Source organism: Microbacterium sp. NIBRBAC000506063 (genome assembly GCF_017968845.1).
Classification (GTDB): Bacteria; Actinomycetota; Actinomycetes; order Actinomycetales; family Microbacteriaceae; genus Microbacterium.
In genome coordinates this window covers 491,945-508,192 of the sequence record NZ_CP072876.1, presented here as the reverse complement: position 1 = coordinate 508,192, position 16,248 = coordinate 491,945, and the positions used below count along the sequence as shown (strand labels likewise).

Below are 16,248 nucleotides of genomic sequence, written 5' to 3'. Positions count from 1 at the left end.
TTCGACGACCGGGGCGGGGCGTCTCATCTCACCTGCGCCGAGATCACGCTCATGACGGCCGTGTCGGCCAGGGTCGTCGTGTCGCCGACCTCGCGGCCCTCGGCGACGTCGCGGAGCAGGCGCCGCATGATCTTGCCGGAGCGCGTCTTGGGCAGTTCCCCGACGATGTAGACGTCGCGCGGGCGGGCGATCGCCCCGATCTGCTGTCCGACCCAGAGGCGCAGCTGGTCGGCGAGCCCTTCGGGGGAGTGCTCGGCGAGGTAGCTCTCCTTGATGATGACGAACGCCACGACGGCCTGGCCGGTCGTCTCGTCGGAGGCGCCGACGACCGCGGCCTCCGCCGTGGCCTCGTGCGCGACGAGGGCGGACTCGATCTCGGCTGTGGAGAGGCGGTGGCCCGAGACGTTCATGACGTCGTCGACGCGGCCGAGCAGCCACAGGTCGCCGTCGTCGTCGAGACGGGCGCCGTCGCCGGCGAAGTAGTAGCCCTGGGCGGCGAACTTGTCCCAGTAGGTCTCCTTGAACCGCTCGGGATCGCCCCAGATGCCGCGGAGCATCGAGGGCCACGGCTCGGTGATGACCAGGAGCCCGCCGTTGCCGTTGCCGACGTGCGCGCCGTCGTCGTCGACCACATCGATCGAGATGCCGGGCAGCGGTACCTGGGCCGATCCGGGCTTCGCGGCGGTGATGCCGGGCAGCGGCGAGACCATGATCGCGCCGGTCTCGGTCTGCCACCAGGTGTCGACGATGGGGCGGTGCCGGCGCCGATGACCTCGCGGTACCACATCCACGCCTCGGGGTTGATGGGTTCCCCGACCGAGCCGAGCAGGCGGATCGACGACAGATCATGCTTCCGCGGGATCGCCCGGCCGCTCTTCATGAAGGAGCGGATGGCGGTCGGGGCGGTGTAGAAGATCGAGACGCCGTACTTCTCGATGATCTCCCACCAGCGGCCGGGGTGCGGGCTGTCGGGCGTGCCTTCGTAGAGCACCTGAGTGGCGCCGCCTGCGAGGGGCCGTAGGCGACGTAGCTGTGACCGGTGATCCAGCCGACATCCGCCGTGCACCAGAACACGTCGCTCTCGGGGTGCAGGTCGAAGACGTTGCGGTGCGTGTAGGCGACCTGGGTGAGGTAGCCGCCGGAGGTGTGCAGGATGCCCTTGGGCTTGCCCGTCGTGCCGGAGGTGTAGAGGATGAACAGCGGGTTCTCGGCCGGGAACGCCTCCGCGTCATGGTCGGCGGATGCCGCGGGCACGACGTCGTGCCACCAGATATCGCGCCCCTCGGTCCACTCGACCTCGTTCTCGCCGCGGCGGACGACGAGCACATGCTCGACGGTCTGCTGCGTGTCATGGCCGCGGTCGTCGAGCGCCTGGTCGACGGCGGTCTTGAGCGGCGAGACGCGGCCCTTGCGGTAGCCGCCGTCGGCGGTGATGACGACCTTGGCGCCGGCGTCGTCGATGCGCGAGCGGAGGCTGTCGGCGCTGAAGCCGCCGAAGACGACGGAGTGGATGGCTCCGAGGCGGGCGACGGCGAGCATCGACACGATGGCCTCGGGGATCATCGGCAGATAGATGGCGACGCGGTCGCCTTGGCCGATGCCGAGATCGGTGAGCACATTGGCGGTGCGCTTGACCTCGTCGGTCAGCTCGGCGTAGGTGATGCGGCGCTGGTCACCGGGCTCGCCCTCCCAGAGGATCGCCACGCGGTCGCCGTTGCCGGCTTCGACGTGCCGGTCGAGGCAGTTGTAGGCGACGTTGAGCTCGCCGTCGTCGAACCACTTCGCGAACGGCGGGTTCGACCAGTCCAGCACCCGGGTGAAGGGTGTGTGCCAGTGCAGGAGGTCTCGGGACTGCTCGGCCCAGAAGGCCTCGCGGTCGGCCTCGGCGCGTTCGTAGAGCTCCGGTCGGGCGATCGCGTTCGCGGCGAACTCGGCGGCGGGCGGGAACTTGCGGCCTTCTTCGAGAAGGTGATCGATCTGGCTGCTCATGATGTCGGACGCGCTCCTTTGCGGTGGACTTCGGCACGCGAGTGCGATGATAGCGGGCTCGCGCAGGCGTTGCGGAGACTGTATTACCTCCGGGGCCCGTGCAGTACTGCCGAAAGTCGGTAGTGCCCCGCTTTTGTCTCGGCTTCTTCGTCGCGTACAGTCGTTCCCGGTCGAATTCTTTCGTACCCTGCCCGCTCCCGGTTCTCCGGTGCAGCGCGGCGTGGGCGGCATCTCATTCCCCCGTGAGATGCCGCCCATTCACGTCTTCTGCACAGGTCCTCGATCGGGCGAGTTCTCAACCGGTCTCGAGGATTCGGATGCCGCAGGTTCCCGCCTCCGCGCGGCGATCCCTAGCGTCGGGGCATGCCTTCGCCGTTCGTCATCCAGCCCCGCCGCGTGCCCGGTGCCGCGGAGGCGAACGAGCGCGAACCCCTCGTGGTCGACGGCGCCTTCGGTGCGCTGGCGACGTACATCGCCGACGAGACGGTCACCGACATCTTCGTCAACGGCGCCTCCGGGCTCTTCGTCGATCGCGGTGAGGGCGCCCAGCCCGTCGCCGGATGGCGCGCGGCCGAACGCGAGGTGCGCGATCTCGCCGTCGCCCTCATCGGCCTGGGCGGTCGCCACGTCGATGACCAGACGCCCTGCGTCGACGTGCGACTGGCCTCCGGCATCCGGGTGCACGTCGTCCTCGCGCCGGTCGCGACCGAGGGCACGGCGATCTCGATCCGCGTGCCGCGGGTGCGCGCCGCCGACCTCGACGCGCTCGCCGCTCTCGGCTGCTTCGACGCCGGTCAGCAGAGGTGGCTGGAGAAGCAGGTGCGCGAACGGGCGAATCTCCTCATCACCGGCGGCACGGGAACCGGCAAGACCACGCTCCTGGCGGCACTGCTGGCGCATGTGCCGGCGGCGGAGCGGATCGTCACGATCGAGGATGTCGCCGAGCTGCGCCCGCGGCATCCGCACCATGTCTCGTTGGAGGCCAGGCAGCAGAACCTGGAGGGCGCCGGTGGCATCGCCCTCGCCCGGCTCGTCCGCGAATCGTTGCGGATGCGGCCCGACCGGCTCGTCGTGGGCGAGTGCCGCGGCGAGGAGGTGCGCGATCTGCTGACCGCGCTCAACACCGGCCATGACGGCGGAGCGGGCACGCTCCACGCCTCGAGCCTGGCCGACGTGCCCGCGCGCATGGAGGCGCTCGGCGCCCTCGCCGGGATGGACGCCCCGGCGCTCGCCCGTCAGGTCGTGAGCGCCTTCACCTTCGTCATCCATCTGCAGCGCGGCACAGACGGCACCCGGCGCATCGCGCGGGTCGGGCGCTTCGCGCTCGACGCCGAGCGCCTGACGATCGAAGAGGTGTCGCAATGGTGAGGTCGCGGGGTCCAGAGCCCTCGGATGCCGCCGCGGCGGCCGTCGTGGTACGCACCCTCGCGGTGCTCCTGCAGGCGGGAGCCGCTCCGCAGACGGCCTGGCGGCATCTGGCCGAGTCGGGCGAGCCCACCGCTTCCCGCATCACCGCGCGCGTCGACGCGGGCGACGACCTCCTCGCGGCGATCGCCGCCGAGGGCGAGGCCTGGCGCGATGTGGCGGCGGCCTGGGAGGTCGCGACGACGGTCGGAGCCCCGCTGGCCGAGGTGCTGCGGGCGCTCGCCGAGACGCTGCAGGATGCCGCCGCCGCATCCGACGACGTCCGCGTGGCGCTCGCCGAGCCCGCCGGCACCGCCAAGCTCATGCTGTGGCTGCCCGCCGCCGGACTCCTCCTCGGGCTCGCCCTGGGCTTCGACACGCTCCGGGTGGTCTTCACGACGCTGCCGGGAGCGCTGTGCGTCGCGGCCGGGCTCGCCCTCGTGTTCGTCGCGCGCCGCTGGACGCGGGCGCTCCTGCGCAAGGCGCGGCCCGCACCGGGCACACCCGGGCTCCACGCCGAGCTGCTGGCTGTCGCCCTCTCCGGCGGCGCGTCCATCGATCGCGCGCGGCGTCTCGTCTCCGAGACCGCCGGCCCCGGCGAGGCCGCGCGCACCGACGAGGTGCTCGCCCTCTCGCACGCCGCCGGTGTGCCCGCAGGAGAGCTCCTCCGGGCGGCGGCCGCCCAGGAGCGTCATCGCGCACGCATCGACGGCCGGATGCGGGCCGCGGCCCTGTCCGCGCGGCTCCTCCTGCCGCTGGGAGCCTGCACGCTTCCGGCCTTCCTCCTGCTCGGGGTCGCCCCGCTCATCCTCAGCGTGCTCTCCACGACCCCGCTCATGCTCGCCCCCTGACCCCCGAAGGAAGAAAGAAAGGAACACCATGAACACCCTCCCCACCCTCACCCGCCGTCGCGCGGCAGCGCTCTTCGCCGACGAGACCGGCGCGGCGACCGCGGAGTATGCGATCGCGACGATGGCCGCGGTCGCCTTCGCGGGCCTGCTCGTCGTCATCATGCGCTCGGACGAGGTGCGCGGCATCCTCACCGATCTCGTCCGGCGCGCGCTCACGGTCGCATGAGTGCACGCGACGAGGCAGGATCGGTCGCCGCCGAGTTCGCCGTCGCCCTGCCCGTCGTCGTGCTCACCCTCCTGCTCGGGGTCGGTGCGCTCAGTGCCGCCTCGACGCAGGTGGCGCTGCAGGACGCGGTGTCGGATGCGGCGCGCCTGCTCGGTCGCGGCGAATCCGACGCCCGGGTGCGCGAGACGGTCTCCGCCTCCGTCGCGGGCGCGCAGCTGTCCGCCGCACGACAGCACGGGCTCGTCTGCGTCACCGGACGGGTGGACCTCGGCGTCGGCAGGCTCGTTCAGTTGCCTCTGCGTGCGCGCGGCTGCGCGCTGGACGGAGGCTGGTGATGGCCGGGAGCATCCTCGCCGCCGGCCTGGTCGCCGTCACCGCGACCCTCTGCGTCGGACTGGCCGCCGTCGGCGGCGCGGCGGTGACGGGGCAGCGGACGGCGGCGGCCGCCGACGCGGCCGCGCTCGCCGCATCCGACATCGTCACGGGTGCCGTGGCATCCGATGACCCCGCCTGCGCGGTCGCCGCGCAGGTCGCCGACGCCGCTGGCGGGCGGCTGACCTCCTGCGAGCTGCACGGCCCCGTGGCGACCGTGGAGGTCAGAGCGGCGTACGCTGGTCTCAGTGCCGTCGCACGTGCCCGCGCTGGGCCACCCGAGTGATCCCGACGGCAAGATCATCGCCACCGCTCCGTCTTCTTTCGGCTTGCGGTGTGTATGGTGTGCTTCGAAGAAAGGACGCACCCTTGGCAGAAGGCAAGAAGCTCGTCATCGTCGAGTCTCCGACGAAGATGCGGTCGATCCAGGGCTATCTCGGCGACGGTTACCACGTGCTCAGCTCCGTCGGGCACATCCGTGACCTCGCCGACAAGCGTGACATCCCCGCCGACGACAAGAAGGCCTACGGCAAGTACTCGATCGACATCGAGAACGACTTCGACCCCTACTATGTGGTCTCCGACCGCAAGACGAAGACCGTCGCCGAACTGAAGCGTGCGCTGAAGACCGCCGACGAGGTCCTGCTCGCCACCGATGAAGACCGCGAGGGCGAGGCGATCGCCTGGCATCTGCTGGAGACCCTCAAGCCCAAGGTGCCCGTCAAGCGCATGGTCTTCCACGAGATCACCAAAGACGCCATCCAGGCCGCCGTCGGAAACACCCGCGAGCTCGACCTCGACCTCGTCGACGCGCAGGAGACCCGCCGCATCCTCGACCGCCTGTACGGCTGGGACGTCTCGCCCGTGCTCTGGTACAAGGTCAAGACGGGCCTGTCGGCCGGCCGCGTGCAGTCCGCCGCCACCCGCATGATCGTCGACCGGGAGCGCGAACGCATGGCGTTCGTCTCCGCCGAGTACTGGGACGTGGAGGCGCGCGCCGCCGCGACGGGCCCTTCGACAGGCTCAGAGGTCGGAGGGTTCTCCGTGCGCCTCGTGCGCGTCGACGGCGGACAGCTCGCCCGCGGCACCGACTTCGACGACAACGGAGAGCTCAAGAAGGCCGTCGTCGTCCTCCGCGAGGGCGAAGCCCTCGCGCTCGCCCGGGCCGTCGACGCCGCCCGCGCCGGAACCGTCACCAAGGTCGAGGCCAAGCCCGGCACGCGCCGCCCCTATGCCCCCTTCACGACCTCCACGCTGCAGCAGGAGGCCGGACGCAAGCTCTCGATGAGCGCGAAGCAGGCGATGAGCGTCGCCCAGCGCCTCTACGAGAAGGGTTACATCACCTATATGCGCACCGACTCCGTCGCCCTCTCCGCCCAGGCGGTGCAGGCGGCCCGGAGCCAGGCGGTCGCCCTCTACGGCGACAAGGCCGTGCCGCTGAACCCGCGCATCTACAAGTCCAAGAGCAAGAACGCCCAGGAGGCGCACGAGGCGATCCGCCCCTCGGGCGACACCTTCCGCACGCCCTCCTCGGTCGCGAGCGAGCTCGACAGCGATGAGCGCCGTCTCTACGACCTCATCTGGAAGCGCACCGTCGCCAGCCAGATGTCCGACGCCCAGTACGAGACGACGACGGTCACCCTCGCCGTCGACGCCGACGGCCGCAACGCCGAGTTCACGGCATCCGGAACCGTCTACACCTTCAAGGGCTTCCTCGAGGCCTATGAGGAGGGGCGCGACGAGAAGCGCGGCGACGCGGACGCCCAGGGCGACCAGTCGCTGCCGGCCGTCGCCGTCGGCGACGAGCTGACCGTATCGGATGCCGAGGCCAAGGGCCACCGCACGACGCCCAAGCCGCGCTACACCGAGGCCTCTCTCGTCAAGGCGCTCGAGGAGCGCGGGATCGGCCGCCCCTCGACCTTCGCGAGCATCATCGACACCGTGCTCGCCCGCGGCTACGCCATCAAACGCGGGCAGGCCCTCGTGCCGACGTGGATGGCGTTCAGCGTCATCCGGCTGCTCGAGGAGCACTTCGCCGACCTCGTCGACTACGACTTCACCGCGGCGCTCGAAGACGATCTCGATGCGATTGCCCGCGGCGAGCAGAAGCGCGTCGAGTGGCTGAGGAAGTTCTACTTCGGCGCCGACGACCGCGTCGGCCTCCGTCAGGTCGTCGACAACGTCGGCGAGATCGATGCGCGCGCCCTGAACTCGACCCGGATCACCGACAACGCCACGCTGCGCTTCGGCAAGTACGGCCCCTACCTCGAGGTCGCCGACCCCGCGAACCCCGAGGCCAAGCCCCGCATCGTCAACGTCCCCGAGGATCTCGCGCCCGACGAGCTGACGGCCGAGAAGGCGCAGGAGCTCATCGACGCCCCTGTGGCCGGCGACCGCGTGCTGGGGGAGCATCCCGAGACCGGACTCGCCATCGTCGTCAAGGACGGCCGTTACGGCCCCTATGTGCAGGAGAACCTGCCGGAGGAGGAGCCCGTCGTCGACGAGGCCACCGGTGAGGTCGTCGAGGCGCCGAAGAAGAAGACCGCCAAGAAGGACGCGCCCAAGCCCCGCACAGGCTCGCTCTTCCGCTCGATGTCGGTCGACACGATCGATCTCGACACCGCAGTGCGACTGCTGAGTCTGCCCCGTGAGGTGGGCACCGACCCCGAGTCGGGCGAGGTCATCACGGCGCAGAACGGCCGGTACGGCCCCTACCTGAAGAAGGGCGCCGACTCGCGGTCGCTGGAGAGCGAGCAGCAGATCTTCGACGTCACGCTCGAGCAGGCGCTGGAGATCTACGCCCAGCCGAAGTACGGTGCCGGCTCCCGACGTGCCTCCAGCGCGCTCGCCGAGTTCGACGCCGATCCGGTCAGCGGCAAGCCGATCCGGGTGCGCGACGGACGCTTCGGGCCGTACGTGACCGACGGCGAGACGAATGTGACGATCCCGCGCGGACAGAAGCCGGAAGACATCACCTTCGAGATCGCCGTGCAGATGCTCGCGGACAAGCGTGCCAAGGGCCCGGCGCCCAAGCGCGGAGCGAAGAAGACCGCGACCAAGAAGGCGCCCGCGAAGAAGGCACCGACGAAGACGGATGCGGAGAAGGCCGCCGCCCGCTCCGCCGCGGCGAAGAAGGCCGCGGCCACCCGCGCTGCGAACGCCGCGAAGAAGAAGACGACCTCGTGACCGACGGCCGCGGGGTCTGGATCACGCTCGAAGGCGGAGACGGCTCGGGCAAGACGACCCAGGCCGAACTCCTGGAGACGTGGCTCACGGGTGCCGGACACGCCGTCGTGCGCACCCGCGAACCGGGCGGCAGCGAGGTCGGCCGGCTCATCCGCGACATCGTCCTGCACCACCGCGGCGACGTCGCCCCGCGCGCCGAGGCGCTCCTCTATGCGGCCGACCGGGCGCATCACATCGCGACCGTCGTGAGACCGGCGCTGGGGCGCGGCGACGTCGTGATCCAGGACCGCTACCTGGACTCGTCGGTCGCCTATCAGGGTGCAGGGCGCGTGCTCGATGCCGCCGAGATCCGTGGGCTCTCGCTCTGGGCGACCGAGGGCGCGCTGCCGGATCTGACGATCCTCCTCGATCTCGATCCGCAGACCGCGCGCGCCCGCCTCGCCCTTCGACAGGCTCAGGGACCGGGCGACAATCCTTTCGACCGCCTCGAGGCCGAGCAGCAGGAGTTCCACGAGCGCGTACGCGACGCCTTCCTCGCCCTGGCCTCTGCCGAGCCCGATCGCTTCCTCGTGGTCGACGCGACCCGGCCCGCGGCCGAGCTCGCCGCCGCGATCCGTGAGCGCGTCGCGACCCTTCTCTGATCGGCACCCGCTCTCTGCGGCATCCGCTCGCGCTGCTTCTTCCTGATCCCTGGAACGCTCGCGCTACTCGATCCTGTCGCCGTGCCAGAAAACTGTGTAGCGTGACCGGGTTCGAGTAGCGCGAGCGAGTGCTGCGCAGGAAGGAGCAGCGCGAACGTCTTTCGCGCAGGCGATGTCCCGCGAACGGATGCCTCGCCCGCCGCGACCGGTAGTCTCGCCCTGTGGCATGGGTGGCGGTGATCGCGGGTCTCGTGCTGCTGGTCGTGGGTGCCGAGCTGATCGTCCGCTCGGGGTCGCGGCTGGCGGCGAAGCTCGGCGTGCCGCCGATCCTCGTCGGGCTCACGGTCGTCTCGATCGGCACGAGCGCTCCTGAACTGGCGGTCGGCATCGGAGCGGCCACCACCGGCGCCGGTTCGCTCGCGGTCGGCAACATCGCAGGGACCAACATCGTCAACCTGCTACTGATCCTGGGGCTGACCGCCGCCCTGCGGGCCGTTCCCCTGTCGATGCAGACGCTGCGACTGGACCTGCCGGTCATGGGCGTGGTGGCGATGATCGTGCTCCTCTTCGCGATCGACGGCGAGTTCAGCCGCGTCGAGGGCGCGGTTCTCGTGGGCATCGCGATCGGGTACACCGTCGCGCTCGTGCGCACGGCGCGCCGGGAGACGACCTACATCGCCGAGGAGTTCGCCGACTCCTTCGGGCCGCGGTCGTTCAGCAGGAGCCGCTGGGCGACGCTCGGCACCGTGCTCGTGCTCATGGCGGGACTCGGCGTCATCATCCTCGGTGCCGACTGGCTCGTGGACGGCTCGACCGAGATCGCGCGCACCCTGGGCATATCCGAGGGTTTCATCGGACTGACGATCATCGCCATCGGCACCTCGGCGCCCGAGCTCGCCACGGCGATCCTCTCCACCTTCCGCGGCGAGCGGGACATCGCCATCGGCAACCTCGTCGGATCGAGCACCTACAACCTGACCCTGATCCTGGGGATCACCGTGCTGGCCGCCCCGATCGTGCTGGATCCGGCGCTCATCCTCGTCGACATCCCGGTGATGATCATGGCGACCTTCTTCACGGGCGTGCTCATGCTCACCGGGCGCCGCATCGGTCGCCGCGAGGGCCTTCTCCTGGTCGCCCTCTACGGCGCGTATCTCACCTACCTGCTGGTCGCCCGTCTCTGAGCGTCGGGGTCGGGGGTGCGGGTTAGGCTGAGTGCATGTCTGTCGCCGCCACCGCTCCGTTCCCCTGGACGGACGTCTGGGGCAGGACGACGCCGTCCAGACGTTGCGGAGCGCCGCGTCCGACCCCGACTCCCTCTCACATGCCTGGCTCATCACGGGCCCGCCCGGATCCGGTCGCTCGACGCTCGCCTACGCCTTCGCGGCGTCCCTCGTCGCCGCAGGGCCCGACGACGAGGCGACCATGCGCCAGGTGCTCGTCGGCACGCATCCGGATGTGACGGTGCTGCGCACCGAGAAGGTCATCATCTCGATCGCCGAAGCGCGCGCGCTGGTCGAGCGCTCCTACTTCGCACCGTCGGCCGGCCGGTACCGGGTCATCGTGATCGAAGACGCCGACCGCATGGTCGAGCGCACCTCCAACGTGCTGCTGAAGGCGCTGGAAGAGCCGCCGGAGCGCACGGTGTGGGTGCTGTGCGCGCCGAGCGAGGCCGACTTGCTGCCCACGATCCGCTCGCGGGTGCGCACGCTGCGCCTGCGCGAGCCTGAGGTGTCGGACGTCGCGGAACTCATCGCGCGCCGCACCGGGATCGACGACGAGACCGCCGAGCGCGCCGCACGGCACGCTCAGCGGCACATCGGCATGGCGCAGCGACTGGCGACCGATGCCGCGGCACGCGACCGTCGCGACGAGATGCTCCGCGCGGTGCTCGGGGTGCGCGGCGTCGGCGATGCGGTCGAGGTCGCCGGACGCATCGTGCAGGCGGCGACCGACGACGCCAAGGCGCTGACCGCCGAGCGCGATGATGCGGAGCGCACGGCTCTGCTGCGGGCCGTGGGCGTCGCCGAGGGGAAGGCCGTGCCGCCCGCGGTGCGCGCGCAGGTCTCCGCACTCGAAGAGGATCAGAAGCGGCGTGCGACACGGAGCCTCCGCGATGGCATCGACAGAGTGCTGACCGATCTTCAGTCGTTGTTCCGCGACGTCGTGATGCTGCAGTTCGGGCGCGACGACGACCTGATCAATCGTGAGCTCCGCGACGGCCTCGAGGCGGTCGCGGAATCCTGGTCGACCCCGCGTACGCTGGTCGTCCTGGACGATCTCGCGCATACCCGCGAGTCCCTCGAACGCAACGTGGCACCGACGCTGGCTCTGGAGAGCCTGCTGGTGACCGTCGCCAGCGGAAGGAAACTGTGAACGCTCGAAAACTGCGCCGTGCGATCGCGGCCGTGGCCGGGGCCGTCGCGGCCTCCGTCGCCCTCTCCGGCTGCCTGTACGCCGCGATCCCCGAGACCACCGAGCGTCCGCTGCCCGATCGCACGCACGCGCCGGTCACCGACGGCATCGCCGCCGACCTTCTCCGCTTCTACGAGCAGGAACTCGCGTGGCGCGACTGCGGCGGAGGCTTCGACTGCACGACCGTCACCGCGCCGCTGGACTGGGCGAACCCCGATGCCGGTGAGATCGAGCTCGCGGTCGTGCGGCACGCCTCCGCCGGTGCGCCGCTCGGCTCGCTGCTGCTGAACCCGGGAGGGCCCGGCGGTAGCGGCTTCGACCTCGTGTACGACTCGCTCGCCTTCGCCGTCGGCGATGCGCTCATCGACAACTACGACATCATCGGCTTCGATCCGCGCGGTGTGGGATCCTCGACGGCGGTATCCTGCCTCGACCCGGCGGAGATGGACCGGTACCTCTACGACATCCCGAGGGCGCACGCGGCTCGGACGAATGGGAGGCCGAGCTGACCGAGGCCAACCGCGGATTCGCCGAGGCCTGCGAGGCGAACAGCGCCGGCATCCTGCCGCACATCACCACAGTCAACTCCGCGCACGACATGGACCTGCTGCGCGGCGTCCTGGGCGATGAGAAGCTCAACTACCTCGGCTACTCCTACGGCACCTTCCTCGGCGCGACCTACGCGAAGCTGCACCCCGATCGGGTCGGCCGTCTCGTGCTCGACGGTGCGATCGACCCCTCGATCCCGGGCATCGACGTCGGCACGACGCAGGCGGTCGGCTTCGAGTCGGCCCTGCGGGCGTACATGGCGGATTGCCTCGGCGGCTCAGGCTGCCCCTTCTCCGGCACGGTCGACGAGGCCATGACGGACCTCGGCGCGCTGCTGGCGAGCGTCGACGTGCGTCCGCTGGAGAACGGCGACGGCCGGATGCTCGGTGCGGACTCCCTGATGACCGGCATCATCGCCGCCTTGTACTCGCAGGACAACTGGATCTATCTGACGATGGCGCTCGAGGACGCACTGGCGGGCGACCCGTCGATGGCGTTCATCCTGGCCGACTTCTACAACGGCCGCGAAGACGGCTACTACCTCGACAACTCCACCGAGGCCTTCCGCGCCTACAACTGCGTCGACTACCCGGAGGAGAACGATCCGGCCGCCGAGGCCGCGGCGATGGCGAAGATCCGCGAGCTCGCGCCGACGATCGCCCCTACTGGGAGGGTCCTTCGGTGTGCGAGGTGTGGCCGCATCCGCCGACCGGGACCCGCGAGGCGATCCACGCCCCGGCACCGACCCCATCCTCGTGATCGGCACGACGAACGACCCGGCCACGCCCTACGAGTGGTCGGTGGCGCTGGCCGAGCAACTCGACGCGGGCGTGCTCATCACACGCGTTGGCGAGGGGCACACCGGCTACAACAAGGGCAACTTCTGCGTCGACGACGCCGTCGAGGCCTTCTTCGTCGACGACCTCGTCCCCGAGGACGGCCTGCGCTGCGAGTGACCCCGCCCACCGCTCACGGAGCCTGCGGTCCCTGAGCCTCTCGACGGGGCGAAGGGCGCACGGCCACCGGTTCGCGGCATCCGCTCCGACAGGGTAATATCGTTTCTCGTGCCACGTTCGCGTGCACGCCGCCTTAGCTCAGTCGGCAGAGCGTTTCACTCGTAATGAAAAGGTCGTGGGTTCGATTCCCACAGGCGGCTCCGATTCCTCACCGGTCCCTCTGATTCCGGCGTACCCTCGAAGCATGGCTACCGCGCTTCTGATCGTCGATGTGCAGAACGACTTCACCGAGGGCGGCGCTCTCGCGGTCGCGGGCGGCGACGCCGTCGCCGAGGGCATCACCGCCTATCTGGCCGAGCGCGCCGGCGACTACGACCTGATCATCGCCTCGCGCGACTGGCACGATGCCGACAGCGACAACGGCGGGCATTTCGCCGAGGAGCCGGACTACGTCGACTCCTGGCCGGTGCACTGCGTCGCGGGCACCGAGGGTGCCGAGTACGACCCCTGCTGGCGACCGACGCCATCACCCACCACGTCCGCAAAGGACAGGGCAAGCCCGCCTACTCGATGTTCGAGGGGGTGTCGGATGCCGGCGGCACCGTCGGCGAGCTGCTCTCGTCGCACGGGGTGCTGACGGCCGACGTCGTCGGGATCGCCACCGACCACTGCGTGCGTGCGACGGCGCTGGACGCGCTGGCCCACGGCGTGCGGGTGCGCGTGCTCACCTCGCTCGTGGCCGGTGTCGACGAGGGAGCGAGCCGGGCGGCGCTCGCCGAGCTCGCGCACGGCGGAGCGGATCTGATCGAGGGCTGAGCATGACCCGCAGCGTCCTGCTCCTGCGCGCCGTCAACGTCGGGGGAAACAACAAGGTTCCGATGGCGCGACTGCGTGCGCTCCTAACCGAGCGCACGGCGCTGACCGGGATAGAGACGTACATCGCCAGCGGCAACATCGTCTGCACGACGCCGGACGATCTGGATGCCGCCCGCGCCGAGGTGCGGGCGCTCATCGCCGAGGAGTTCGACGTGGACACCCCGGTGATCGCGCGAACCCATGAGGAGCTGGTGGAGAGCCTGGCGCGGCATCCGTTCCAGGACGGCGAGGAGCGCCTCGTGCACGCGATGTTCCTCGAGGGGGCTCCGGCGGAAGGGGCGATCGACGCGCTGACCGCACGCCTCGTGCCGGGGGAGAGGCTGGCGCTGGTCGGTCACGACCTGTGGATCGAATATCCGGAGGGCGGTGTGCACGCCACGAAACTCACCAAGGCCGTGCTCGACCGTGCACTCGGCGTGGCCGGGACCGCGCGCAACCTGCGCACCGTTCGCGCTCTCGCCGAACTCACGGGGTGAGCTGCTGATAAGGTAGAGTGGTTCTGCATATCTGCAGCAACAGGATCATCTCCGATCCTCCTTCCACGACTTCCGTCTGCGAGCGCATCGACGCTCCTGGCATCAGACGTCGAGTCCCTCACACTCTCTCCTTCGCGTGACCCGCCGATGACGGCGGCCTCCTCGAAGCTCACGAACTGGTTTCTCATCTCTTTCACTTTTCACTCTTCCGAGTTCGCGCCGAGCGCACCGCTCCGGTGGCAGCAGGCCGATCACGACGTCCACGTGGCGACATCCGCCGGCGAGTACGCCGGTCATGTGCTCGCCGACGACGACGGCTTCCGCGCCTACGGGCCGCGGGGCGCGCTCATCGGCCGCTCCGCCTCCCTGGAGGCCGCCCGAGCGCAGCTCGCGGACTCCCTCACCACGTCTGCGCCCGCCCGCGCTGTCCGTTCCGGCAGCACGGCAGGGCGCAGGCCCGCTCCGTGGCGACGCCGTCGCCGCGGTTTCACGGATCACAGCCGTGGTCCCAGACAACGAAGGAAAGACGTCATGGCCACTGGCATCGTCAAATGGTTCAACTCCGACAAGGGCTATGGGTTCATCGCTCCCGACGACGGCTCCGCCGACGTGTTCGCGCACTTCAGCGCGATCGCCGGCAGCGGACACCGCAACCTGGAAGAGAACCAGCGCGTCGAGTTCGACTCCGAGCCCGGACAGAAGGGCCCGCAGGCCGCGAACATCCGCGCCCTGTAGATCTCTGCTCCGAACGGGCGGCGTGGTGTCTTCACCACGTCGCCCGTTCGTCGTCCCCGGTGCTGTGGGTCGCCTGCGGATGCGGCGTGCATACGCGCGACGGCATGTGACCAGGAGTAGCGTGGGGATTGCGATCGGCATCCGCCTTTGGCTTCACTCCAGTCGCCTTCAGCTGACTGGGAGCGAGAGAAGGTGCTGATCATGTCCCAGGCAACGACCCACCCGGAGAGCCGTCTCGGCCCGGTTCGGCAGACCTACGCCCGCCGCGAGGACTTCCCGCACGTCGCCCGCGCGTACACCCAGGTCTCCCAGGTCGTCCGCGAGACCGGGCTTCTGCGCCGCGAGCCGCTCTTCTACGCTCTGGTCGGCGCAGGTCTCGCGCTCGCCTTCGGCGGAGCGATCGCCGGCTTCATCCTCCTCGGCGACAGCTGGTTCCAGCTCCTGATCGCCGGAGCACTCGGCATCCTGTTCACGCAGGCCGCCTTCCTGGCCCACGAGGCCGCGCACCGCCAGATCCTCGCGACCGGACCGGCGAACGATCGGCTGGCCCGGGTGCTCGGTTCGGGCGTCGTCGGGATGAGCTACTCCTGGTGGAACAGCAAGCACAGCCGTCACCACGCGAACCCCAACCAGGTGGGGAAGGACCCCGACATCGAGGTCGACACGATCTCCTTCCTCGACGAGGACGCCGCCAAGTCGCGCGGCCTCGTCCGCCTGATCACCCGCAAGCAGGGATGGCTGTTCTTCCCCTGCTCATGCTCGAGGGCCTCAACCTCCACGTCATCAGCATCAAGTACCTCCTCAGCCGCGAGCCCGTCAAGGGTCGCTGGCTCGAGCTGGGTCTGATCGTGCTGCGACTCGCCGCCGTGATCGTGCCGGTCTTCCTCCTGCTGCCGCTGGGGATGGCGTTCGCGTTCATGGGCGTGCAGCTGGCGGTCTTCGGCGTCTACATGGGCGCCTCGTTCGCCCCGAACCACAAGGGCATGGCGGTGATCGCGCCCGGTGAGAGGCTCGACTTCTTCACCAAGCAGGTGCGCACCTCCCGCAACATCCGCGGCGGCTGGTGGGCCACCTGGCTCATGGGCGGTCTCAACTACCAGATCGAGCACCACCTGTTCCCGAGCATGGCCCGTCCGCACCTCGCCAAGACCCGCGAGATCGTGCGCGACTTCTGCGCCAGCAACGACATCCCCTACACGGAGACGTCCCTGGGGCGCAGCTACCTGATCGTCATGGAGTACCTGAACGAGGTCGGCCTCGCCGCCCGGGATCCCTTCGACTGCCCGATCACGGCCGAGTACCGCCGGGCCTGACGCTCAGGCACATGCAGTCCCGCTGCAGCCGCTGACCCGTCCCTCGGCTACCGGTGGGCGACACCTCACTCGAGCCGATCCGTCGACGAGTTCTCGATCGCGTCCGAGCGCCAGTTGTCGCCCATCCGCTCGTAAGTCACGATGGCGTGGCAGTTTCGGCAGCGCACGTCGCACTTGGCGATCTCTCCCAGGACGACGGTCGTGCTGTACCCGTTCTTGGCGAGGACCGGGACACCGCCGCGTTTGACAGTGTCGGGCG

The 16,248-nt window shown here is 70.0% G+C and carries 10 protein-coding genes, 1 tRNA gene and 5 pseudogenes; 15 read left to right on the top strand and 1 reads right to left on the bottom strand.

The features are described from left to right. Window positions 1–23: 23 nt before the first annotated feature. Window positions 24–1,989: pseudogene (gene acs / locus KAE78_RS02855) on the bottom strand (acetate--CoA ligase). 363 nt (window positions 1,990–2,352) lie between these two features. Between acs and KAE78_RS02850 the strand changes: the two are divergent. From KAE78_RS02850 to KAE78_RS02775, 15 genes and pseudogenes are all read left to right on the top strand, one after another. After that, window positions 2,353–3,357 carry a TadA family conjugal transfer-associated ATPase gene (locus tag KAE78_RS02850; protein WP_223171703.1) on the top strand — a complete coding sequence of 335 codons (1,005 nt, stop codon included), beginning with the start codon at window positions 2,353–2,355 and terminating at the stop codon, window positions 3,355–3,357. After that, a complete protein-coding gene (locus tag KAE78_RS02845) occupies window positions 3,351–4,244 on the top strand; it encodes a type II secretion system F family protein (protein WP_223171701.1) in 894 nt (297 codons plus the stop codon). Before KAE78_RS02850 ends, KAE78_RS02845 begins: the two co-directional genes overlap by 7 nt. 28 nt (window positions 4,245–4,272) lie before the next feature. Next, window positions 4,273–4,470 (top strand): DUF4244 domain-containing protein, encoded by a 198-nt coding sequence (locus KAE78_RS02840; protein WP_223171699.1) that lies wholly within the window; start codon window positions 4,273–4,275, stop codon window positions 4,468–4,470. After that, window positions 4,467–4,805, top strand: coding sequence for a TadE family type IV pilus minor pilin (locus KAE78_RS02835; protein WP_223171697.1), 339 nt, complete (start codon window positions 4,467–4,469; stop codon window positions 4,803–4,805). Before KAE78_RS02840 ends, KAE78_RS02835 begins: the two co-directional genes overlap by 4 nt. Then, window positions 4,805–5,128, top strand: a complete 324-nt coding sequence (locus tag KAE78_RS02830) for an Rv3654c family TadE-like protein (RefSeq protein ID WP_223171695.1) — start codon at window positions 4,805–4,807, stop codon at window positions 5,126–5,128. Before KAE78_RS02835 ends, KAE78_RS02830 begins: the two co-directional genes overlap by 1 nt. 83 nt (window positions 5,129–5,211) lie before the next feature. Continuing rightward, a complete protein-coding gene (gene topA, locus KAE78_RS02825) occupies window positions 5,212–8,028 on the top strand; it encodes a type I DNA topoisomerase (RefSeq protein ID WP_223171693.1) in 2,817 nt (938 codons plus the stop codon). After that, window positions 8,025–8,669 (top strand): dTMP kinase, encoded by a 645-nt coding sequence (tmk, locus tag KAE78_RS02820; RefSeq protein WP_223171692.1) that lies wholly within the window; start codon window positions 8,025–8,027, stop codon window positions 8,667–8,669. The genes topA and tmk overlap by 4 nt, the downstream gene beginning before the upstream one ends. Window positions 8,670–8,899: 230 nt before the next feature. Next, on the top strand, window positions 8,900–9,853 hold the full coding sequence (locus KAE78_RS02815) for a calcium/sodium antiporter (protein ID WP_223171690.1): 954 nt from the start codon (window positions 8,900–8,902) through the stop codon (window positions 9,851–9,853). A gap of 35 nt (window positions 9,854–9,888) precedes the next feature. Further along, window positions 9,889–11,045 (top strand): annotated as a pseudogene (locus tag KAE78_RS02810) (DNA polymerase III subunit delta'). Beyond that, window positions 11,042–12,589: pseudogene (locus KAE78_RS19210) on the top strand (alpha/beta hydrolase). The pseudogenes KAE78_RS02810 and KAE78_RS19210 overlap by 4 nt, the downstream one beginning before the upstream one ends. A 127-nt stretch (window positions 12,590–12,716) precedes the next feature. Further along, window positions 12,717–12,789, top strand: a tRNA-Thr gene (locus KAE78_RS02795). A 44-nt stretch (window positions 12,790–12,833) separates the two neighbouring features. Then, window positions 12,834–13,405, top strand: a pseudogene (locus tag KAE78_RS17185) (isochorismatase family protein). Between the two features lie 2 nt (window positions 13,406–13,407). Then, entirely contained in the window at window positions 13,408–13,941 is a 534-nt protein-coding gene (locus tag KAE78_RS02785) for a DUF1697 domain-containing protein (protein WP_223171687.1), read from the top strand. A gap of 531 nt (window positions 13,942–14,472) precedes the next feature. Further along, on the top strand, window positions 14,473–14,676 hold the full coding sequence (locus tag KAE78_RS02780; RefSeq protein WP_223172378.1) for a cold-shock protein: 204 nt from the start codon (window positions 14,473–14,475) through the stop codon (window positions 14,674–14,676). Between the two features lie 201 nt (window positions 14,677–14,877). Next, a pseudogene (locus KAE78_RS02775) lies at window positions 14,878–15,989 on the top strand (fatty acid desaturase family protein). Window positions 15,990–16,248 lie beyond the last annotated feature (259 nt).

Bases quoted from the DNA above. Each gene is read 5' to 3' on its own strand.
- KAE78_RS02850 (WP_223171703.1), top strand. From the start codon at position 2,353: ATGCCTTCGCCGTTCGTCATCCAGCCCCGCCGCGTGCCCGGTGCCGCG.
- KAE78_RS02845 (WP_223171701.1), top strand. From the start codon at position 3,351: ATGGTGAGGTCGCGGGGTCCAGAGCCCTCGGATGCCGCCGCGGCGGCC.
- KAE78_RS02840 (WP_223171699.1), top strand. From the start codon at position 4,273: ATGAACACCCTCCCCACCCTCACCCGCCGTCGCGCGGCAGCGCTCTTC.
- KAE78_RS02835 (WP_223171697.1), top strand. From the start codon at position 4,467: ATGAGTGCACGCGACGAGGCAGGATCGGTCGCCGCCGAGTTCGCCGTC.
- KAE78_RS02830 (WP_223171695.1), top strand. From the start codon at position 4,805: ATGGCCGGGAGCATCCTCGCCGCCGGCCTGGTCGCCGTCACCGCGACC.
- KAE78_RS02785 (WP_223171687.1), top strand. From the start codon at position 13,408: ATGACCCGCAGCGTCCTGCTCCTGCGCGCCGTCAACGTCGGGGGAAAC.
- KAE78_RS02780 (WP_223172378.1), top strand. From the start codon at position 14,473: ATGGCCACTGGCATCGTCAAATGGTTCAACTCCGACAAGGGCTATGGG.